Source organism: Alteromonas naphthalenivorans, assembly GCF_000213655.1.
Taxonomy (GTDB): Bacteria; Pseudomonadota; Gammaproteobacteria; order Enterobacterales; family Alteromonadaceae; genus Alteromonas; species Alteromonas naphthalenivorans.
Genome location: NC_015554.1, coordinates 1,178,941 through 1,195,562 on the forward strand (window position 1 = coordinate 1,178,941; position 16,622 = coordinate 1,195,562).

Sequence of the window (16,622 nt, forward strand, 5' to 3'; positions counted from 1 at the left end):
TTCTTATTAACAATTTTTTACCCTACACCCATTGTTAATAAATTCTAAAAAGGCGAAGTGTTAAAAACGGAACTTATAATATGAATATAAAAAAATTTACCCTTACGTTATTAACGGTGGGCATAACTATGTCGCCTTTTACCCTGCAAGCAAAAGAACATCCTAATCTTATTCTTACTAAACCTGGTGTGGAAAGAATGAGAGACAATTTAGGCCAAGTTCCCCTGTTTGACACAACATTATCAAGTGTTAAACAGGAAGTAGATGCAGAAATTGCTATGGGAATTGATACGCCTATTCCTAAAGACTTTTCAGGCGGTTATACCCATCAACGCCACAAGCAAAACTTCTTTGTAGCTCAAAAAGCCGGTGTGTTGTATCAGGTACTGAACGACGAAAAATACGCAAAATACATTCGCGATATGTTGTTTCAGTATGAAGCCATGTACAAAGATTTACCGCTACACCCTCAAGAACGCTCGTATTCACGTGGTAAATTGTTTTGGCAGTGCTTAAACGACAGTAACTGGTTGGTTTACATGAGCCAAGCTTATGATGCCATTTATGATTATCTTTCAGCTGAAGAACGGGAAACGCTAGAAACGAATTTGTTCCGTCCGTTCGCTGATTTTATCTCACTAGAGAACCCGCAGTTTTTCAATCGCGTTCACAACCATAGCACGTGGGGCATCGCGGCGGTCGGTATGATTGGCCTAGTCATGAACGACGAAGAACTTATTCAGCGTGCCTTGTATGGTATTGAAGATGATGGTTTAGAAGTAGGCGGTAAAGATAACGACGGTGGCACCATTAAGGTAGAAGGTCAGCGCAAAGGCTTCTTTGCTAACCTAGAAGAACCTTTCTCGCCAGATGGCTATTATACCGAAGGACCATATTACCAACGCTATGCAATGTATCCTTTCCTTATTTTTGCTTTAGCAATGGACAACAGTCGTCCAGACTTAAAAGTGCTTCAGCACAAAGACAACGTTTTATTGAAAGGCGTAAACGCGCTTCTTAATTTGTCTGATGCTGATGGTGAATTCTTCCCAATTAATGATGCCCAAAAAGGGATGTCTTATTACAAGAGTTCCTTGGTGAGTGCGGTGGATTTAGCTTATTTCTACGGTGATAAGAATCCACAACTGCTTAGTGTTGTTGAAAAACAAGGCGAAGTGTTATTGCAAGAATCAGGGCTACAAGCGGCAATTGACGTTCGCGATGGTAAGGCTGAACCTTTTATCAAGCAATCAGTGAACTTAAGTGACGGCGTGAATGGCAAGCAAGGTGGCATAGGTGTGTTGCGCCAAGGTGATGAAGATATGACCTTGGTGTTTAAGTATGCGGCCCAAGGCTTAAGTCATGGCCATTACGACAAACTTTCTTTTTCAATGTATGAAAAAGGCGAGGAAGTATTACAAGATTACGGTTTAGCGCGTTTTGTAAATATTGAGCAAAAAGGTGGCGGTAACTACTTAAAAGAGAACAAAACCTGGGCGAAAACCACCATCGCGCATAACACTTTGTCGATAAATCAGAAGAAACATTTTAACGGCGATTACGATATAGCGAGTCAGCATCATTCAGAGTTATTTACTTTTGATGCAGAGCGCGAAGATATCAAAGTGGTAAGTGCGACAGAAGAAAATGCGTACCCTGGTACCTTGATGCACCGCACTATGGCTATGATCGCTAACGACAACTTCGAAAAGCCGTTCGTGTTAGACATTATGCGGGTTGAGTCAGATAAGAAAAATCAGTATGACTTTCCGTTCTACTATTTTGGCCAAGTATTAGATATGAACTTCAAATACGATACGCCAACGAGCCTGAATCCGTTAGGTGATGATAATGGCTATCAACATTTATACGTTGAAGGAAAAGGCGATGCGGCTGACCACAACACTCAGTTTTCGTGGTTAAGTAATGGCAAGTATTACACCATTACTTCTATCACTAACAGTGAAGATGAAGTGTTTTTTACCCGTATAGGCGCTAACGACCCTGAGTTTAACTTACGACGTGATCCAGCCATCATGCTTCGCAGAAATGATACACAGGATACCCTGTTCGTATCGGTAGTAGAGCCTCATGGGTCTTATAGCCGAGTTAGTGAATCATCACAGAATTCAAAAAGTAGTATTACTGACTTGAGTGTGGTGCTTGATAGCGAAGCCTATACAGGTATTAAAATTACCGACGTTAAAGGTACTGAGCAAGTGTTTATTATCTCCAATGAAGATGCGTCGAAAAACGCCAAACATAGTGTGAAAATAGACGGTGAAAAGTATAGCTGGACGGGCCCTTACTTGTACCAGTAACTTAGTTTCGCTATAGAAATTACGTTATAAAATCAAAGCATGGTAATCACAGTTTCATGGAAAGTGTATGCGAACGCTGTTTTTAAATAGCAATGCTTTGCGTAACGAAATGCGCAGTGTAACTAAAGCCGCACAAACTCCAATAGTTGTCGTTTGCATTCATATGTTAACGGCAACCTAAAGAGCGTGCGGTTTTTCTTTTTTTAAACCGCAACATTTAATGCTGAACCAAACTTAAAGAGGAGGCGTAGTGAAAAGGTGAATGACAAATATTCAGCTAACTCCTGAGCAGTAACGGATTGATAGCTGTACGGTATAGGAAAACGCCATGTCCACTCTTTTTGTAAATGAAGAAGCTTATCCCCTCCCTGAAGATCCAAGAACCACGCTACTCGATTTTTTACATCAACACCTCGCTATGTTTGGTGCCAAAAAAGGCTGCGATCACGGCCAGTGCGGTGCCTGTACCGTATTAGTTGACGGAGAGCGAGTAAATGCGTGTTTGGTTTTCGCCTTTCAGCTTGAAGGAAAATCGGTTACCACCATTGAAGGAATAGCCAAGAATGATGAGTTACACCCCCTACAAAAGGCCTTTGTAGAGCGGGATGCTTTTCAGTGCGGCTATTGTACTTCAGGGCAAATTTGCTCGGGTGTCGCGTTAATGGATGAGCTAGCGGCAAAGAACCCCAGTGCGGTGACCTGTAGTGCTGACTACTCACCCAAAGAAGATATTAGTGAAAGAATGAGCGGCAATTTATGCCGCTGTGGCGCTTATCCCAATATTGTTGATGCAATACAAGATGTTATTGCTTTGGAGCCACAATAATGAACCCATTCAGCGTACAAAATATAAAGCATACTCAAGATATTACCGGTTTATCAACCGAAGACAGTGCTAAGTATATTGCGGGAGGTACTAATCTTATCGACTTGATGAAACTTCAGGTTGAAACCCCTTCACAGTTGATTAATTTAAGCCAATGGGAAGATGAGCAGAGTATTACTGAACACGACGATCATTATCGTGTTGGTGCCATGGTTACGAATACGGCGCTCGCCAATTACGCTTATCACAAACCATCACTTTCCTTGCTATCTCAAGCATTATTAAGTGGCGCCACGGTGCAGCTTCGAAATAGGGCGACGACCGGAGGCAATCTACTACAACGAACGCGGTGCTACTATTTTTACGATACCACTAAGGCCTGCAATAAGCGCCAACCTGGTTCAGGATGTGATGCGCTAACAAGAATGAACCGTATTCATGCCATTTTAGGCACTAGTGATGATTGCATTGCCACTCACCCATCGGATATGGCGGTGGCCATGATGGCTCTTGATGCAAAACTGCTGCTAACCGCAAAATCGGGTAACGAACGGGTGGTACCCGTACGTGAATTTTACTGCGAGCCCGGTAGTACACCTCATATAGAAAATATTCTAGAGAATGAAGAGGTTATTACTGCCGTCATTATTCCAAAACAACGTCATGGCAGCCAATATTACCGTAAGGTGCGTGACCGTTCTTCTTATGCCTTTGCTTTGGTATCGGTAGCTGCTGGGCTTGTGGTAAAAGGCAATAGAATTGAAAAGGTTACATTAGGTTTTGGCGGGGTAGGAACTAAACCTTGGTTCCCTGTGAGCGCTATTAAAGTGCTTACAGGCGCTGAGTTTTCTGATGAAGTTTTAGACCTCGCTATTGATGCTGAGTTGGCCGATGCGAAGGTATATGGCAGTAACAATTTCAAACCTGATTTACTCCGTAATACATTCAAAAGCGTGCTGAATTCACTTTATGAACATCAGTGTGAAAATGATGATTACGAAGGAGCGCTTTATGAAAATTGATACTTCGAAAAACGTATTAGGAAAGCCGAAAAATCGCGTAGACGGTGTTTTAAAAGTAACTGGACACGCACGCTACGCAGCCGAGCAGCAGTTCGATGAAAAAGCGTTAGTGGGGTGGCTGGTATCTTCTGACACTGCCGTAGGAGAAATTACTCATTTATCGACAGAGAAAGCTGAAAAGGCAGAGGGCGTGCATGCTGTACTAACCTATAAAAATGCTGGACCGCTTAAGCCATTCAGTAAGCCCGCAAGCGAAAGCCGTTTTACGCAGAGTAGGGCTGTACTAAACGAGCCTCATATTCGTCATTTCGGTGCGCCAGTTGCTTTAGTCATTGCCGATACATTGGAGCAAGCCCGTTATGCTGCAAGCTTGGTTGAGTATACGATTGATGCTAAAAGTCCAGATTTGCTTCTATCTTCAGAGCAGGCCACTACCGTGCCTGATTCCCTTGATGGCGGATTTGAAGCTGATGTCGAAAGTGGAAATAGAGAACATGATAAAAAGGCAGTGGAGATAGAGGCTGACTATACCACCCCCTCTCAAATATCCGCGGCTATGGAGCCACATGCAACCATTGCAAACTTTGATGGCGAAAAGCTAAGCGTGTATACCAGCGTGCAAATTATTGCTTCGGCAGTGGAAGCGTTAGCGGTTACTTTCGAATTAGATGAAGAGAACATTGAGGTGAAAAGCCCCTTTATTGGGGGAGGTTTTGGTTCAAAACTAGGTTTGCATTACGATGCCGTATTGGCCTGTTTAGGGGCGCGATATTTGAAGCGACCGGTGAAGGTTGTTCTAAGCAGACGCCAGGTATTTTACAATGCGCCTCATAGAGGACATAGTTTTCAGCAGATGCATTTGAGTTGCGACAGTGATGGTCTGATAGGTGATATTGAACATCATAGTGCTATGCCGAAAGCAAAAGGTTACGAGTTTGCCGAGGCTACTGGAGCGGGAGCACGTGTAACGTACGCTGCAGAATTTATAAACAGTACCCATAGAATAAAGGATGCAGACACCCCGCTTATCGATTCTACACGTTCGCCTGGTGATGCCATTGGCTCGCTGGCGTTTGAATCGGCCATAGATGAACTAGCCCTAAAAGCGGGGATAGATCCGCTTACCTTTCGAATTAAAAACCTACCTGAAGTTCACCCTGTTAGCGGTAAGCGCTTTACCACCCATAGGCTTGGCGACTGCTTGCAAGAAGGAGCACAGAAGTTTGGGTGGCAACATAAACCAGCGCCCAAGCCTGGGAAATTAATAGGCCACGGTGTAGCGAGTGCTATGCGTATGAACGTTCTGGTACCCAGTGCAGCCAGCATAAGCCTCGACAGCAACGGAAAGCTTACGGTGCGTTCGGATATGACAGATATCGGAACGGGATCTTACACCATATTGGCGCAGATAGCGGCAGGCGCATTCCATTCACAGCTTGATAGTGTAGATGTACAACTGGGTGATAGCAGCTTGCCACCATCCTGTGGTTCTGGGGGCTCTTTCGGCGCGGCAAGTACAGGCTCAGCATTAATGAAGGCCTGCGAGTCGTTGAAGAAATCGTTGAAGAAAGCACTCAGACAAAAGTTGCCAAACCTTACGCCGGAATGTGAATTGGTGTTAGAAGGCAACACGCTGGTGGTTTATGAAACAGATGTGGACACCCACACTAAAACAGATGTGGACACCCACACTAATAGTAGCGAGCCACAGCGTTTTCTTTTAAGTGAGCTTATCGATAAGGATGACTTTCCTTTAACGGAAGTAGGTGAAGTGAGCGAAGACGACACCAGTGAAGACGAGCAATACTCTTGTGGCGCGCATTTCGTAGAAGTGGAAGTGGACACCCACACAGGTGAAGTGCGACTGAAAAGACAATATGGTATTTTTTCAGCAGGTAAAATCCTTAATGAAAAAACGGCGTCTTCGCAAATTAAAGGCGGGATGGTATGGGGGGCAGGGTATGCACTTACCGAAGCCATTCATCATCACACTGATTCGGCCAGTTTTATCAATCCTGACTTCGGTGAATATCATATTGCGGTAAACCGCGATATTGCTGAGGTCACGTTAGATTTCCTAGAAACGCCAGATTATGAAGCATCTCCTATTGGCGCCAAAGGTATTGGCGAACTTGGTATTACAGGCGCTGGAGCCGCTATTACCAATGCGATTGCAGATGCAACAGGCGTGCGAATTCGGGAATTTCCAATCACAATGGATAAGGTGATGGAAGGACTGCAAAATAAGTGATTAGGCTAGGTATGAGCTTAGTCAATAATTTATGGAGAACCGATAGGCTTTAACCGTAAAACGTTACCATTATCCTTAACTTATGAAGATAAAAATATGTGTGACTCTTAAATCGCAAGGACGCGAAGAGTCACACGTTGAGAAGATATATAAATCACGTTGATTATTTTAAGATGATTTCACGGAAAATATATTCCCCAGTCAAGGTGCGGATTTTTGGGTATCCGGCGCTGAGTTCTTCAGACATAGTTTGATTGTCTTCCCCCCACTTTTTCATAAAGGCTTCATATTTTTTCTTACTGGGCTCCAAATCAGAAAGTTTCTCGTAGGTAACGACTAATAGCATATTGAAGTCACCAGTTAAGGGGAGTTCACTTGCGTATATTTTCCAGTCTTTGATGTAACCCATATCTTTTTGAATTTGCACGGCTTTAGCCCAAGATTGCTGTAGCCCAGCTAAATACATATCTTCCATGTTGGGGTCGACTTTAACCATGGTCATCGAAACAAGCTCGGTACCAATATCAAAATCTTCATAGACATCAAGGCGATCTTTGGCTTGTAGGTTTGTACAAACGCCAATTAGCGTAAGGACTAAAAGTATAATTTTCATTCATTATCTCCTGATAATATTGAAGTGAGTTAATGCCCCCTACTTCAAACTCCAAGAGACTTTCGGAGTGTAACAGTTTTTTCACATATTGATTAAATTTCATACTGATTTTATTTTTACTTCAATCAAAAAATCGAATATTTTGATAGAGTTCCAATATTTAGACATCCATACATCAGCTGCAATATAGGCCATTTATCTATTTGAGGTTTTAAGAGTAAATAATAGCCCCTCTTGTTGCTAAAAGTGATTTATTGGAGAGGTTAGAGTAATTCGTATGGTGCTTTTATTAAGTGGTCGAGATATAAAGTTTTTTATAAAATTGAACGTGCGATTGGTTACTATTAGAAGAGTTGCGCTGAGGGTGTCTTTTAGGTTTATGTAGCGTTTAGGTTTATACAGTTAGTTAGGCGGTTTCCAGTATCTTCTGTCTCCGTATAGCTATTGAAAGGCTAATTGACGATGAAAACTGTGTTTCAATTCCTTGGCACATGCCTTCCCAGTCTATATTTTGTAGACCAGTGCGATCAAGAATAGGCGAGTGAATATTGGAAATATAGCCATTCTGATCAGAACGGATTTTTCTTCCCAATTTATCGACGAGCTCTAGGTAATCATGGAGAAGAAAAGGAAGCCCTTTAACTACATTTCCGCTACCAGAAAAAGGTTGTAAATACTGAGGTTGCTTTCCAATCTTAGCTGCAGCAACTCTTTTTTTGATACTGGTGAAGTCAGATTGTTCTGGAGTTTCTGATAAACCTACGCGCAATGGATTTAAATCCACATAGGCCATGCAGGCGGCCAAGGCGGCTTCATCAAGTAATGATTGAGATTTAAACCGCCCCTCCCAAAAACGTCCGGTACATTCGTCTTCTTTGTTTGCTAAACGCGCAATAAACTCATTTAAAAGCCGCATAAACCAACTGATATCGTGCAACCTTTGACGATATATATTTGCAGTTGCTATTACGGATTCTATTTGGGCGTCTGAAAGCAAGCTACGCTGTTCAGCTTGCATATATTGACGGGTTAAGTTTGTGCCTTTGTGAAGCGTATGCCATCGTTTCAATACTTCGTGAGTAGTCCACGATAAGGCTTCATCTCTGTCAACATGCAGAACGACGTGTGTGTGGTTGCTCATCACTGCATAGGCGCAAACATTAATAGCGAATATGCTGCCTAGTTTGATTAGCCTGGCTTCAACCCACTGACGGCGATGCTCGTAGCTCTTTTTGCTGTAATGGTCTTCACCACACAGGAACGCTCTGCGTACGCACCGAGAAATACAATGGTAGTAAGGGGTATCTTGTAAGCAGATGAGCGATTTTCGAGGGCGCGGCATAGCGTAAACTCTGTAATTTTATAAGTTTCACAATAGTGCCGTTTACATAAATATTAATATACTGAACTTGTGGCGGGTTTGTGTGGCTGTCCGAGCTTAAGTTGCTAGTGTAGGCGAGGCATCGAATATGAAATTCGGTGGGTGTCGAAGTTTTGCTTAAAGAAAGTGAATACAGCCTATCAATATAAAACAAAGAAGCCCCTAAAAGGGGCTTCTTTATGAGCTTATCTGCTACGAAATACTACTCCGCTAATGCATCGGGTTTAGGAGGAGTGGGGGCTTTTATGACAGGTGCGTTAGCAGCTGTGCCTGTTAATATTTCACTTTTGCCAGTAAGTAAGTCATCGAGGGTACCACTTTCACCATTTACCAAACCAACTTCACGAAGCATTGCATCAACTACAGGTGCATTCGCTCGGTAACTTAAAGCCGCTTGTGTAACCTGGTCGGCTAAACCGCTACCTGTAGCAACGGTTTGGCCACTACCAGATTGACCGTTCCCTTGACCATAACCTTGAAGAATTTTAATTCCTTCGATGTTCTCAAGAGGTTTAACTGCTTGGGCGATAAGCTCAGGTAAAACTTCCATCATAGCTAGCGATTTTTGAAGTTCGATCTGTTCATCTTTAAGTGTATTTTCTGCTTCATAAAGTGCTTGTTTACCTGCGGCTTCTACGGCAAGCACTTTCTCGTCCGCTTCAGCTTGTAGCATTTTCGCATCAGCGCTAGCTTTTGCTTCCGTTAAAATAGCTTCAGCAGTATTTTCAGCCGCTTCTTTCTTCGCAGCTGCTTCAACAGTAATATTCACCGCATCACGTTCCGCTTCTTTTTGCGCATCGATAACTTCAATTTGTTTCTTACGTTCAGCATCGGCCACCAATTTTGCGGTAATAACGGCTTCTTCTTTTTCAACTTTGGTTTTCTCTGCTTCTGCGGCCTTCGCGCGTGCCGCAGATTCTTCTTCAGACTTATTAGCAACCGCAATTTGTTTTACTTGCTCAGCAACTTCTACTTCTTGCTGTTGACGAATACGCGCTTGTTCAAGAGCCTGGCTTTTCGCAATTTCTTGAGTTTCTATCTCGCGAGACTTTTCGATTTCAGCAGCTTCAATCGCACGATTTTTAGCAATCTCCGCTTCGCGCTCTTCACGCTCTTTCATTTCACGCTGTTTCGAGATTTCCGCTTTTTGTTCTTGGCGTTTAAATGCGAGGGTTTGTTCCTGCATCAAGCGGGCTTCTTCTTCATCGCGCTTTACTTCTAAAGACTGCTTTTCAGCAGCTAAGTTACGTTGTTCAATAAGGATACGGTTCTCTTGCTGAATATCATTAGTCTCTTTGCGCTTTTCTTCAATAATTTTAGCAAGGCGAGCACGACCTTCAGCATCGAATGCGTTGTTTTCATTGAAAAATTCAAGGTCAGTTTGATCGAAGCCAGTTAAACTGACTGATTCCAGTTCCAAACCGTTCTTTTCTAAATCGTTAGCCACGCTCTGTTGTACTTTCTGTACGAAATCGGCACGTTGTTCGTGCATTTCCGTCATGGTCATCTCGGCGGCAACCGCACGAAGTACGTCGACAAATTTCGATTCCATTAGTTTTTTTAACTTCTTCAGCTCGGGTTGTGCGCGTACCTAAAGTTTGCGCTGCCATAGATATTCCGGCTGAATTAGGCGCTACTCGTAGATAGAAGTCAGCTTTAACATCAACGCGCATTCTGTCTTTCGTTATGAGCGCATCTTTTTGCGTTTTTTCCACTTCTATACGCAGTGTGTTCATATTGACTGGAATAATTTCATGTACAACAGGAAGTACAATTGCACCCCCGTCTTTGATGACTTTTTCACCACCAAGCCCAGTTCGAACAAAGGCAGTTTCTTTGGTCGCTCGAGTGTATAGTTTGGCAAAAATAAGCCCAATAGTGATAAGGGCTACTACAATAATACCTGCAATAAATAGCAATGAAGGTAAGTTTGATGTTTGAAGGGTTTCCATACTCAGTCTCTTATTTATTATTGATAACGGGTGGCTAACCAGCTGTGGGTGGTTTTCTTAACAAGGATAACGCGCTCACCTTGTTTGAAGAGTTCATTGTCTTCAAAAGGTTCGACTAAAACATAGTGGGGCTGTGAATAATCATCGGTGAATTTAGCTTCAGCAGGATTTCCCTTCGATGCAATCCCAATAGTTATATGTGCTACCGCACCTATGAAGTCGTCGTTTTGAATAGCAGAAGTTTGAAATTTCGGAATAACAACCGCAATTATCACACTGACTTTCGATGTGAGTAGGGTACCGACAATCGCGGAAAAAGGGAGCGTTACCCAAACGGGTAGGGTGATATTAGCAATAGATTGGGTGGCGAAATTAGTCACAAACCCAAGTAAACCGAAAATGGTTAAAAGTACCACCAGCCATATTAGTAGCGGGACTCTATCTAAATTGAGCCAGCTCCCAAAACTAAGAATAGAACTACTTTCTACATCAATATTTGAGTTAGGCATATCGTCAAGCAAACCAACCATGCTTATGCCAAAAACAAGCCCCACAATTTCTATAATAAATAGAATGGCTACCGTGGCTAACGCGATACTAAACCAAAAATTCGCATCGCTCAGCAAAATATCTAACATTTACACCGTCCCTGATGATGTTTTTATTAACCTTTTTATATCACATTCTGTTTATATATCCAGTGAAAAACGACCAAACTAGGGACAGTTTTATATGATAAACCTAAAGTTTAATGACGATGACCTTCACCTATCGCATTTCCATTTTGGTCGTAAAATCCGCTAGCGCCTGCTTCTATAAACCCTTGATTTACCATATTGGTTAAAAAGGGGTCGGTATGATCATCGCCAATGTCAGCATAATCGGTAGCTTTGTATTTATCTCGGCTTTCAAAAAATGCTTCTAAGTTTACATTGTCGTCAACTGAAACTAATGACCACTCTCGGGTAGTATTCTTTTCATTAACACGAAACTGTTGGATTAGTTTTAACTCAGGTAGCCAAGCGAGCGTCATATCCACTTTGCTATTTTGATAAGTTAAATACTCAATTTTCATACAACCTTTGCCTTCAGAACGCTCTAAAGTCATTTTGTTTAGCAAAGTATTGCTAATTAACTGATAACGAAATGAAAAGTCTTTTTCTACTCGGCCGTGAATACTTTCGCCTGGCTGATATTCGATAGCGCGTTCGTGCTTATCAAAATAACGAACAGGCTTGATTAGCTTGTTTCGCACCATTGTCCAAGTTTCAGTAATGCCAACCTGTGGGTACTGATGAGCAACCGTATTGTTATAGCGCATAAGCGAAATTTCCGTGCTATTGCCGGGAGTGAATCCGCGGCGGGTAGTGACGGTATAGTCAGCTTTCAGGTTGCCTGCTTCAAGTTCGCATTTTGTGTGGGTGTCCAAGTTACTGTCCAAGTTACTGGAGTGGGTGTCCAAATCTGCGGTAACAGACGTTGCGAGGCTAGGCGCTGCCGTTAGTAAGGCTGAAATAACATACGTGGCTAAAGCTAGCGAGGGTAAAACTAGGTACTTCATGTATTTAAAACTCCGAAATAAGGGAGCGTAAACGCTCCCTTACGAACTGACGATAAACGTAATTTTTTATTCCACTACGGCGTCTGCTTGGGTAACGAAGTCACCCGCGAAGTCCATAATATGGAAGATTACGCTTTGTTCGTTTGTGCCATTTACTAAGAAAGCGCCAGGGCCCTTAGCATGAATACTCACGTCTTCTCCTGAGTGAGTTTCTGAGCCCATAGGAACTAACGCTTCTTGGTGATAACCCGGGGTAGTAGTGTCGATATCAGTAAGGTCTTTGCGACCAGTATCGTACGCTGTAGCGTAACCCGCATCTGAATTGGTTTCGTCTCCAAGGTTTCTGAAGCCAAGACCATTGGTGTAACCCAACGTGGTATAGGGTGTACCATCAGACGCTGTAGCGGCTTCGTCAGCGCCAACATTTACCACTTTACCTAATATGGGATTACCACGTTTAGGGTAGCCGGCAATGGTAAATACATGGCCATGGTCAGCAGTAACAATAATGAGTGTATCTTCATCGTTAGTCAGTTCGTCAGCCATGGCAACAGCGTCAGCAAAGGCTAAGGTATCGTATAAAGCGCCATAAGCATTTCCAGCATGGTGAGCATGGTCAATACGACCCGATTCAACCATAAGGAAGAAGCCTTCATCGTTATTATCAAGAATATTGATAGCCGCTTCAGTCATTTCTGCCACCGAAGGCTCACCAGCAATATCGTTGCTGCGATCAGCTTCATACTGCATGTGCGATTCATTAAACAAACCAAATACGCGTTCGGTCGTTTCGGTGTCTAAGCCGTCAAAACCAGATTGGTCGACGATATAAACACCATTTTCATACATATTCTGCCATTCCGCTGTAAGGTCTCGACCATCCGTTCTATCACCTTCAACTTCGCTTGCAGCATCTACACTATTAAACGCAGCATCGTTGGGAAGAAAGTGGCGGCGGCCGCCGCCCATTACTACTTCCAAGCCATCCACGTCTAAGCCTTCATAGTTAGCTTCTAAATTAGCTTCGAAGTTTACTAGCTGATCGGCTATATCAGGGCAGCCAGCAGTAACCGCATCTTCAGGCATATCAGATACATCTTCCCAGTTGCGATCGGCCGACTTGGCGTAGGTAGCGGCTGGTGTAGCATGAGTAATGCGAGCAGTAGAGATAATACCGGTAGATTTACCCGCTATTTCTGCAAGTTCTAATGCGGTCACGAGTTCGTTGCCAGCAACCGTACTGCATTCGCCGCGCTCAATATCTTCATCAACGCCAATAACACCCACATCGGTTTTTACACCGCTAATCATGGCTGTCATGGTGCCAGCAGAGTCTGGAGTTTGTGCATCAACGTTATACGTTTTAGACAATCCAGAGAATGGGAATTTACCAAAGCTAAGCTGGTTTTCTTCGCCATCAAGCCCTTTCAATTGGCCATCTAGAATTCGTGCGGCTGTGATGGTTGAAATGCCCATGCCATCACCAACGAATAGAATCACGTTTTTCGCTTTACCGCGAAGGTCGGCTACCATAGCCTGTAATTCTTCATCGTCAGCTACTTGAGCTACTTCAATGTTAGCGTTAGATATGCTGGCTGAGGTGCCGGTAGCATCCATCCACACTTGCTTGTTGTTTTCCACTTCTGCACTGGCGGCTATAAACCAGTCGTTGTTTAAAGTAATAAGTAGCTCACCGGTTGCAACTTCAGAGCTGCCTAGAGAACAAACGTAGCTTGTGTCGGTAATCTCGTCGCTACCTAAGGTGCCATCTGCATTGGTGTCTAGGCCAGAATCAAACTGTACACCGCTATTCGGGCAGTTGGTATCGCCTACTGCTAACGCTGTTTGCACGGTTAAGCTGTTAAGACCGTTTGAACCATCAACGCCTGCTGCGCCATCGTTTCCGTCATCGCCTTCAAGAGAGCAGGCGGTTAGGCCGGCAACTGCTAATGCAACAATACTCAATTTAAAAAGTTTCATTGTTCTTCTCCACTTATTCGTTTATCAGGCCAAGGGCTTGGTTGATTAGGTGGAAAACAACATTTTGTTCTATCACACCTTGTGCTAATTGACTTCCTGGTCCAGTTGCGTGTAATGCTATATCTTCACCAGAGTGTGTTTCAGATCCAAGTGGAATAAGTGCTTCTTGGTGATAACCGGCGGTAGTGGTATCTACATTGGTTAAGTCCACACGACCTGCCGCATTATCGTAGTTGTAACCTTCATCAGAATCGGTTTCTGTTCCAAGGTCACGAAAACCTAAGCCGTTGGTGTAACCTAATGTGGTATATGGCGTGCCGTCAGACGCTGTAGCAGGTTCTTCTGCTCCAACATTAACCACTTTACCTAAAATGGGATTACCGCGTTTTGGGTAGCCTGCAATAGTAAATACGTGGCCGTGATCAGCTGTAACTAAGATAAGTGTTTCAGATGGATCTGTGTTTTCATAAGCGGCCATAACAGCGGCTTCAAACGCCAAAGTGTCTGTAAGTGCACCGGCTGCATTACCAGCGTGGTGGGCATGATCAATTCGGCCTGACTCAACCATTAAGAAGAAACCAGTGTCGTTGTTATCTAAGATGTTTACCGCAGCTTCGGTCATTTCAGCAATAGATGGCTCGCCCGCTACGTCATTGGCGCGGTCTGCTTCGTATTGCATGTGTGACTCGTTGAACAAAGCAAAAACCCGTTCAGTCGATTCAGTATCTAAAGTGTCGAAGCCTGCTTGGTCAACAACATAGACACCATTTTCATACATCTGCTGCCATTCCTCGGTAAGGTCACGATCGTCTGTACGATCGCCTTCTACTTCGCTAACCGCATCAGCGCTATTAAAAGACGCGTCATTAGGTAAGAAGTGACGACGGCCGCCCCCCATTACCACTTCAATACCGTCTACATCAACACCTGTGTACCGGCCTTCAAGGAAGCTTTCAAAATTGACTAACTGATCGGCAATATCAATACAGCCTGCCGCAGCAGCCTCTTCTGGCATATCTGAAATATCTTCCCAGTTACGGTCAGCTGATTTAGCGTAAGTGGCTGCAGGCGTAGCGTGTGTAATACGTGCAGTAGAGATAATACCAGTCGCTAAACCTTTAATTTCAGCAAGTTCAAGTGCAGTAATAACTTCATTGCCAGCAACGGTAGCGCATTCACCGCGTTCAATATCTTCGTCAACGCCAATAACACCCACATCCGTTTTTAGGCCTGACATCATCGCTGTCATCGTACCTGCTGAATCTGGAGTTTGTGCATCAACATTGTAGGTTTTAACCAACGCTGTGTGAGGGAAGGTTTCAAATGCCAAGTAACCTTCTTCGCCCAACCCGCCTTCAAGCTGCCCTTTGTGGATGCGCGCAGAAGTTAGCGTAGAAACCCCCATTCCGTCGCCTACAAACAAAATCACGTTTTTGGCTTTGAACTGGTTGTTTGTCACTAGTTTTTCAGTAAGTTTGCTTTGCGCATCTGAATACCATGCGTTATCTGTTTGGTGTTCGGGTAAAACAGCTGCTTGCAAACCAGATGAAGCAACCAGTGCAAGAGCACTAAGCTTCGTTTTCCAAGTACGATTCATCGTCGTTCCCTACATTGAATTTAAATTGTGATGGTCAGTTTTATTGTTAATTAGTACGCAATTCGACAAATGAAATTGATTCTCGTTATCATTTGAATGCGCTATTTTCAACGATATATCGTGAAAGTGACGTTTATTTGACATATTTTTGAACGGGCTTTAACAAAGCAACTACTGAGTACAAAATTTAAGAAAAGGAGGCTAAGACTATTTGTAAATTATCTTTACAAATTAGGGCGTTAGAAAAGCATGTTTAAAAGACAAATAATAAAATTAAATTTATGAAGTTTTTAGTATGACAGGAAGCTAAGTATCAGATATCGCTACTTAAAAGTGTGATGTTGTAACATAACATTGGAGTGTGACACACACAATGTGCTGCCTTGATCATACCAGTCACCTAACACGATTCTGGTAGCAGGTTTGCCATTCGCGGTAAGAGAATGAATGTTTGGGCGGTGTGTGTGTCCATGAATTAAGCGTTGAACATTGTGCTGCTCCATAACCTTAATCACTTCTGTGGGTGTCACATCCATAATGTCTGGCTTAAGGTGCTTTTGATTCTCTTTACTTTCCGCTCGACCATTTCTTGCAACACGGCGTCTGTACCATAAAGGCAAGGCTAGCATTAGCTTTGGCCACCACCAACCGCGAGATTTTTTTCTGAATTTTTGATAGGCCACATCGTTAGTGCAAAGCTCGTCGCCGTGGGTGATAAGTGTGGGTGTCCCGTATAAGTCAATAACGGTGGGTTCGTTGATAAGTGTCATGCCCGCTTTATTTGTCCAGCCTTCGCGTATGGCAAAATCGCGATTGCCATGCATGAAATAGATAGGCACATGTTGGCTTAAAGTCTTGAATGCCTCTGCAATAGCGGTATTAAATGGGGTAACGTCATCATCGCCTATCCATACTTCAAATAAATCGCCCAGCACATATAAGGCATCGGCTTCCTTTGCATCGCTTTCTAAAAATTGCATTAGGCACGCTGTGATGTCAGGTCGATCTGCACTTAGGTGTAAATCGGCAATGAAGTAGGTAAATGACATAGAAATGGACAACTTTGAAAGGCGTTTGGAAAAAAGAGGCCGCTTTGAATGAGTACGGCCTTTGCTTAA

General features: G+C 43.3%; 11 protein-coding genes and 1 pseudogene. 4 read left to right on the top strand and 8 right to left on the bottom strand.

The genetic code is table 11. The features are described 5' to 3' along the window. Positions 1–80 precede the first annotated feature (80 nt). The 4 genes from AMBT_RS05090 (at position 81) to AMBT_RS05105 (ending at position 6,420) form a co-directional block, all read left to right on the top strand. Positions 81–2,321, top strand: a complete 2,241-nt coding sequence (locus tag AMBT_RS05090; protein WP_013783514.1) for a heparinase II/III domain-containing protein — start codon at positions 81–83, stop codon at positions 2,319–2,321. A 328-nt stretch (positions 2,322–2,649) separates the two neighbouring features. Next, a complete protein-coding gene (locus tag AMBT_RS05095) occupies positions 2,650–3,147 on the top strand; it encodes a (2Fe-2S)-binding protein (protein WP_013783515.1) in 498 nt (165 codons plus the stop codon). Beyond that, positions 3,147–4,169 carry an FAD binding domain-containing protein gene (locus AMBT_RS05100; protein ID WP_013783516.1) on the top strand — a complete coding sequence of 341 codons (1,023 nt, stop codon included), beginning with the start codon at positions 3,147–3,149 and terminating at the stop codon, positions 4,167–4,169. Before AMBT_RS05095 ends, AMBT_RS05100 begins: the two co-directional genes overlap by 1 nt. Next, complete coding sequence (locus AMBT_RS05105) at positions 4,159–6,420, top strand: xanthine dehydrogenase family protein molybdopterin-binding subunit (RefSeq protein ID WP_013783517.1); 2,262 nt, start codon at positions 4,159–4,161, stop codon at positions 6,418–6,420. The genes AMBT_RS05100 and AMBT_RS05105 overlap by 11 nt, the downstream gene beginning before the upstream one ends. Before the next feature lie 163 nt (positions 6,421–6,583). On the opposite strand, the gene AMBT_RS05110 is transcribed toward AMBT_RS05105, so the two are convergent. The 8 genes and pseudogenes from AMBT_RS05110 to lpxH all read right to left on the bottom strand — a co-directional run bounded on the left by AMBT_RS05110 (position 6,584) and on the right by lpxH (position 16,553). Further along, complete coding sequence (locus AMBT_RS05110) at positions 6,584–7,033, bottom strand: hypothetical protein (RefSeq protein WP_013783518.1); 450 nt, start codon at positions 7,031–7,033, stop codon at positions 6,584–6,586. A 406-nt stretch (positions 7,034–7,439) separates the two neighbouring features. Continuing rightward, positions 7,440–8,375, bottom strand: coding sequence for a transposase (locus AMBT_RS05115; protein ID WP_013783519.1), 936 nt, complete (start codon positions 8,373–8,375; stop codon positions 7,440–7,442). A 241-nt stretch (positions 8,376–8,616) separates the two neighbouring features. Continuing rightward, a pseudogene (locus tag AMBT_RS23035) lies at positions 8,617–10,366 on the bottom strand (flotillin family protein). A 17-nt stretch (positions 10,367–10,383) separates the two neighbouring features. Beyond that, complete coding sequence (locus AMBT_RS05125) at positions 10,384–11,004, bottom strand: OB-fold-containig protein (protein ID WP_013783522.1); 621 nt, start codon at positions 11,002–11,004, stop codon at positions 10,384–10,386. A 110-nt stretch (positions 11,005–11,114) separates the two neighbouring features. Further along, on the bottom strand, positions 11,115–11,927 hold the full coding sequence (locus AMBT_RS05130; RefSeq protein ID WP_013783523.1) for a hypothetical protein: 813 nt from the start codon (positions 11,925–11,927) through the stop codon (positions 11,115–11,117). 66 nt (positions 11,928–11,993) lie between these two features. Beyond that, positions 11,994–13,907: an alkaline phosphatase gene (locus tag AMBT_RS05135; protein WP_013783524.1), complete on the bottom strand. Its 1,914-nt coding sequence runs from the start codon at positions 13,905–13,907 to the stop codon at positions 11,994–11,996. A 13-nt stretch (positions 13,908–13,920) separates the two neighbouring features. After that, a complete protein-coding gene (locus AMBT_RS05140) occupies positions 13,921–15,504 on the bottom strand; it encodes an alkaline phosphatase (RefSeq protein ID WP_013783525.1) in 1,584 nt (527 codons plus the stop codon). Between the two features lie 323 nt (positions 15,505–15,827). Continuing rightward, positions 15,828–16,553: a UDP-2,3-diacylglucosamine diphosphatase gene (gene lpxH / locus AMBT_RS05145; protein ID WP_013783526.1), complete on the bottom strand. Its 726-nt coding sequence runs from the start codon at positions 16,551–16,553 to the stop codon at positions 15,828–15,830. Positions 16,554–16,622 lie beyond the last annotated feature (69 nt).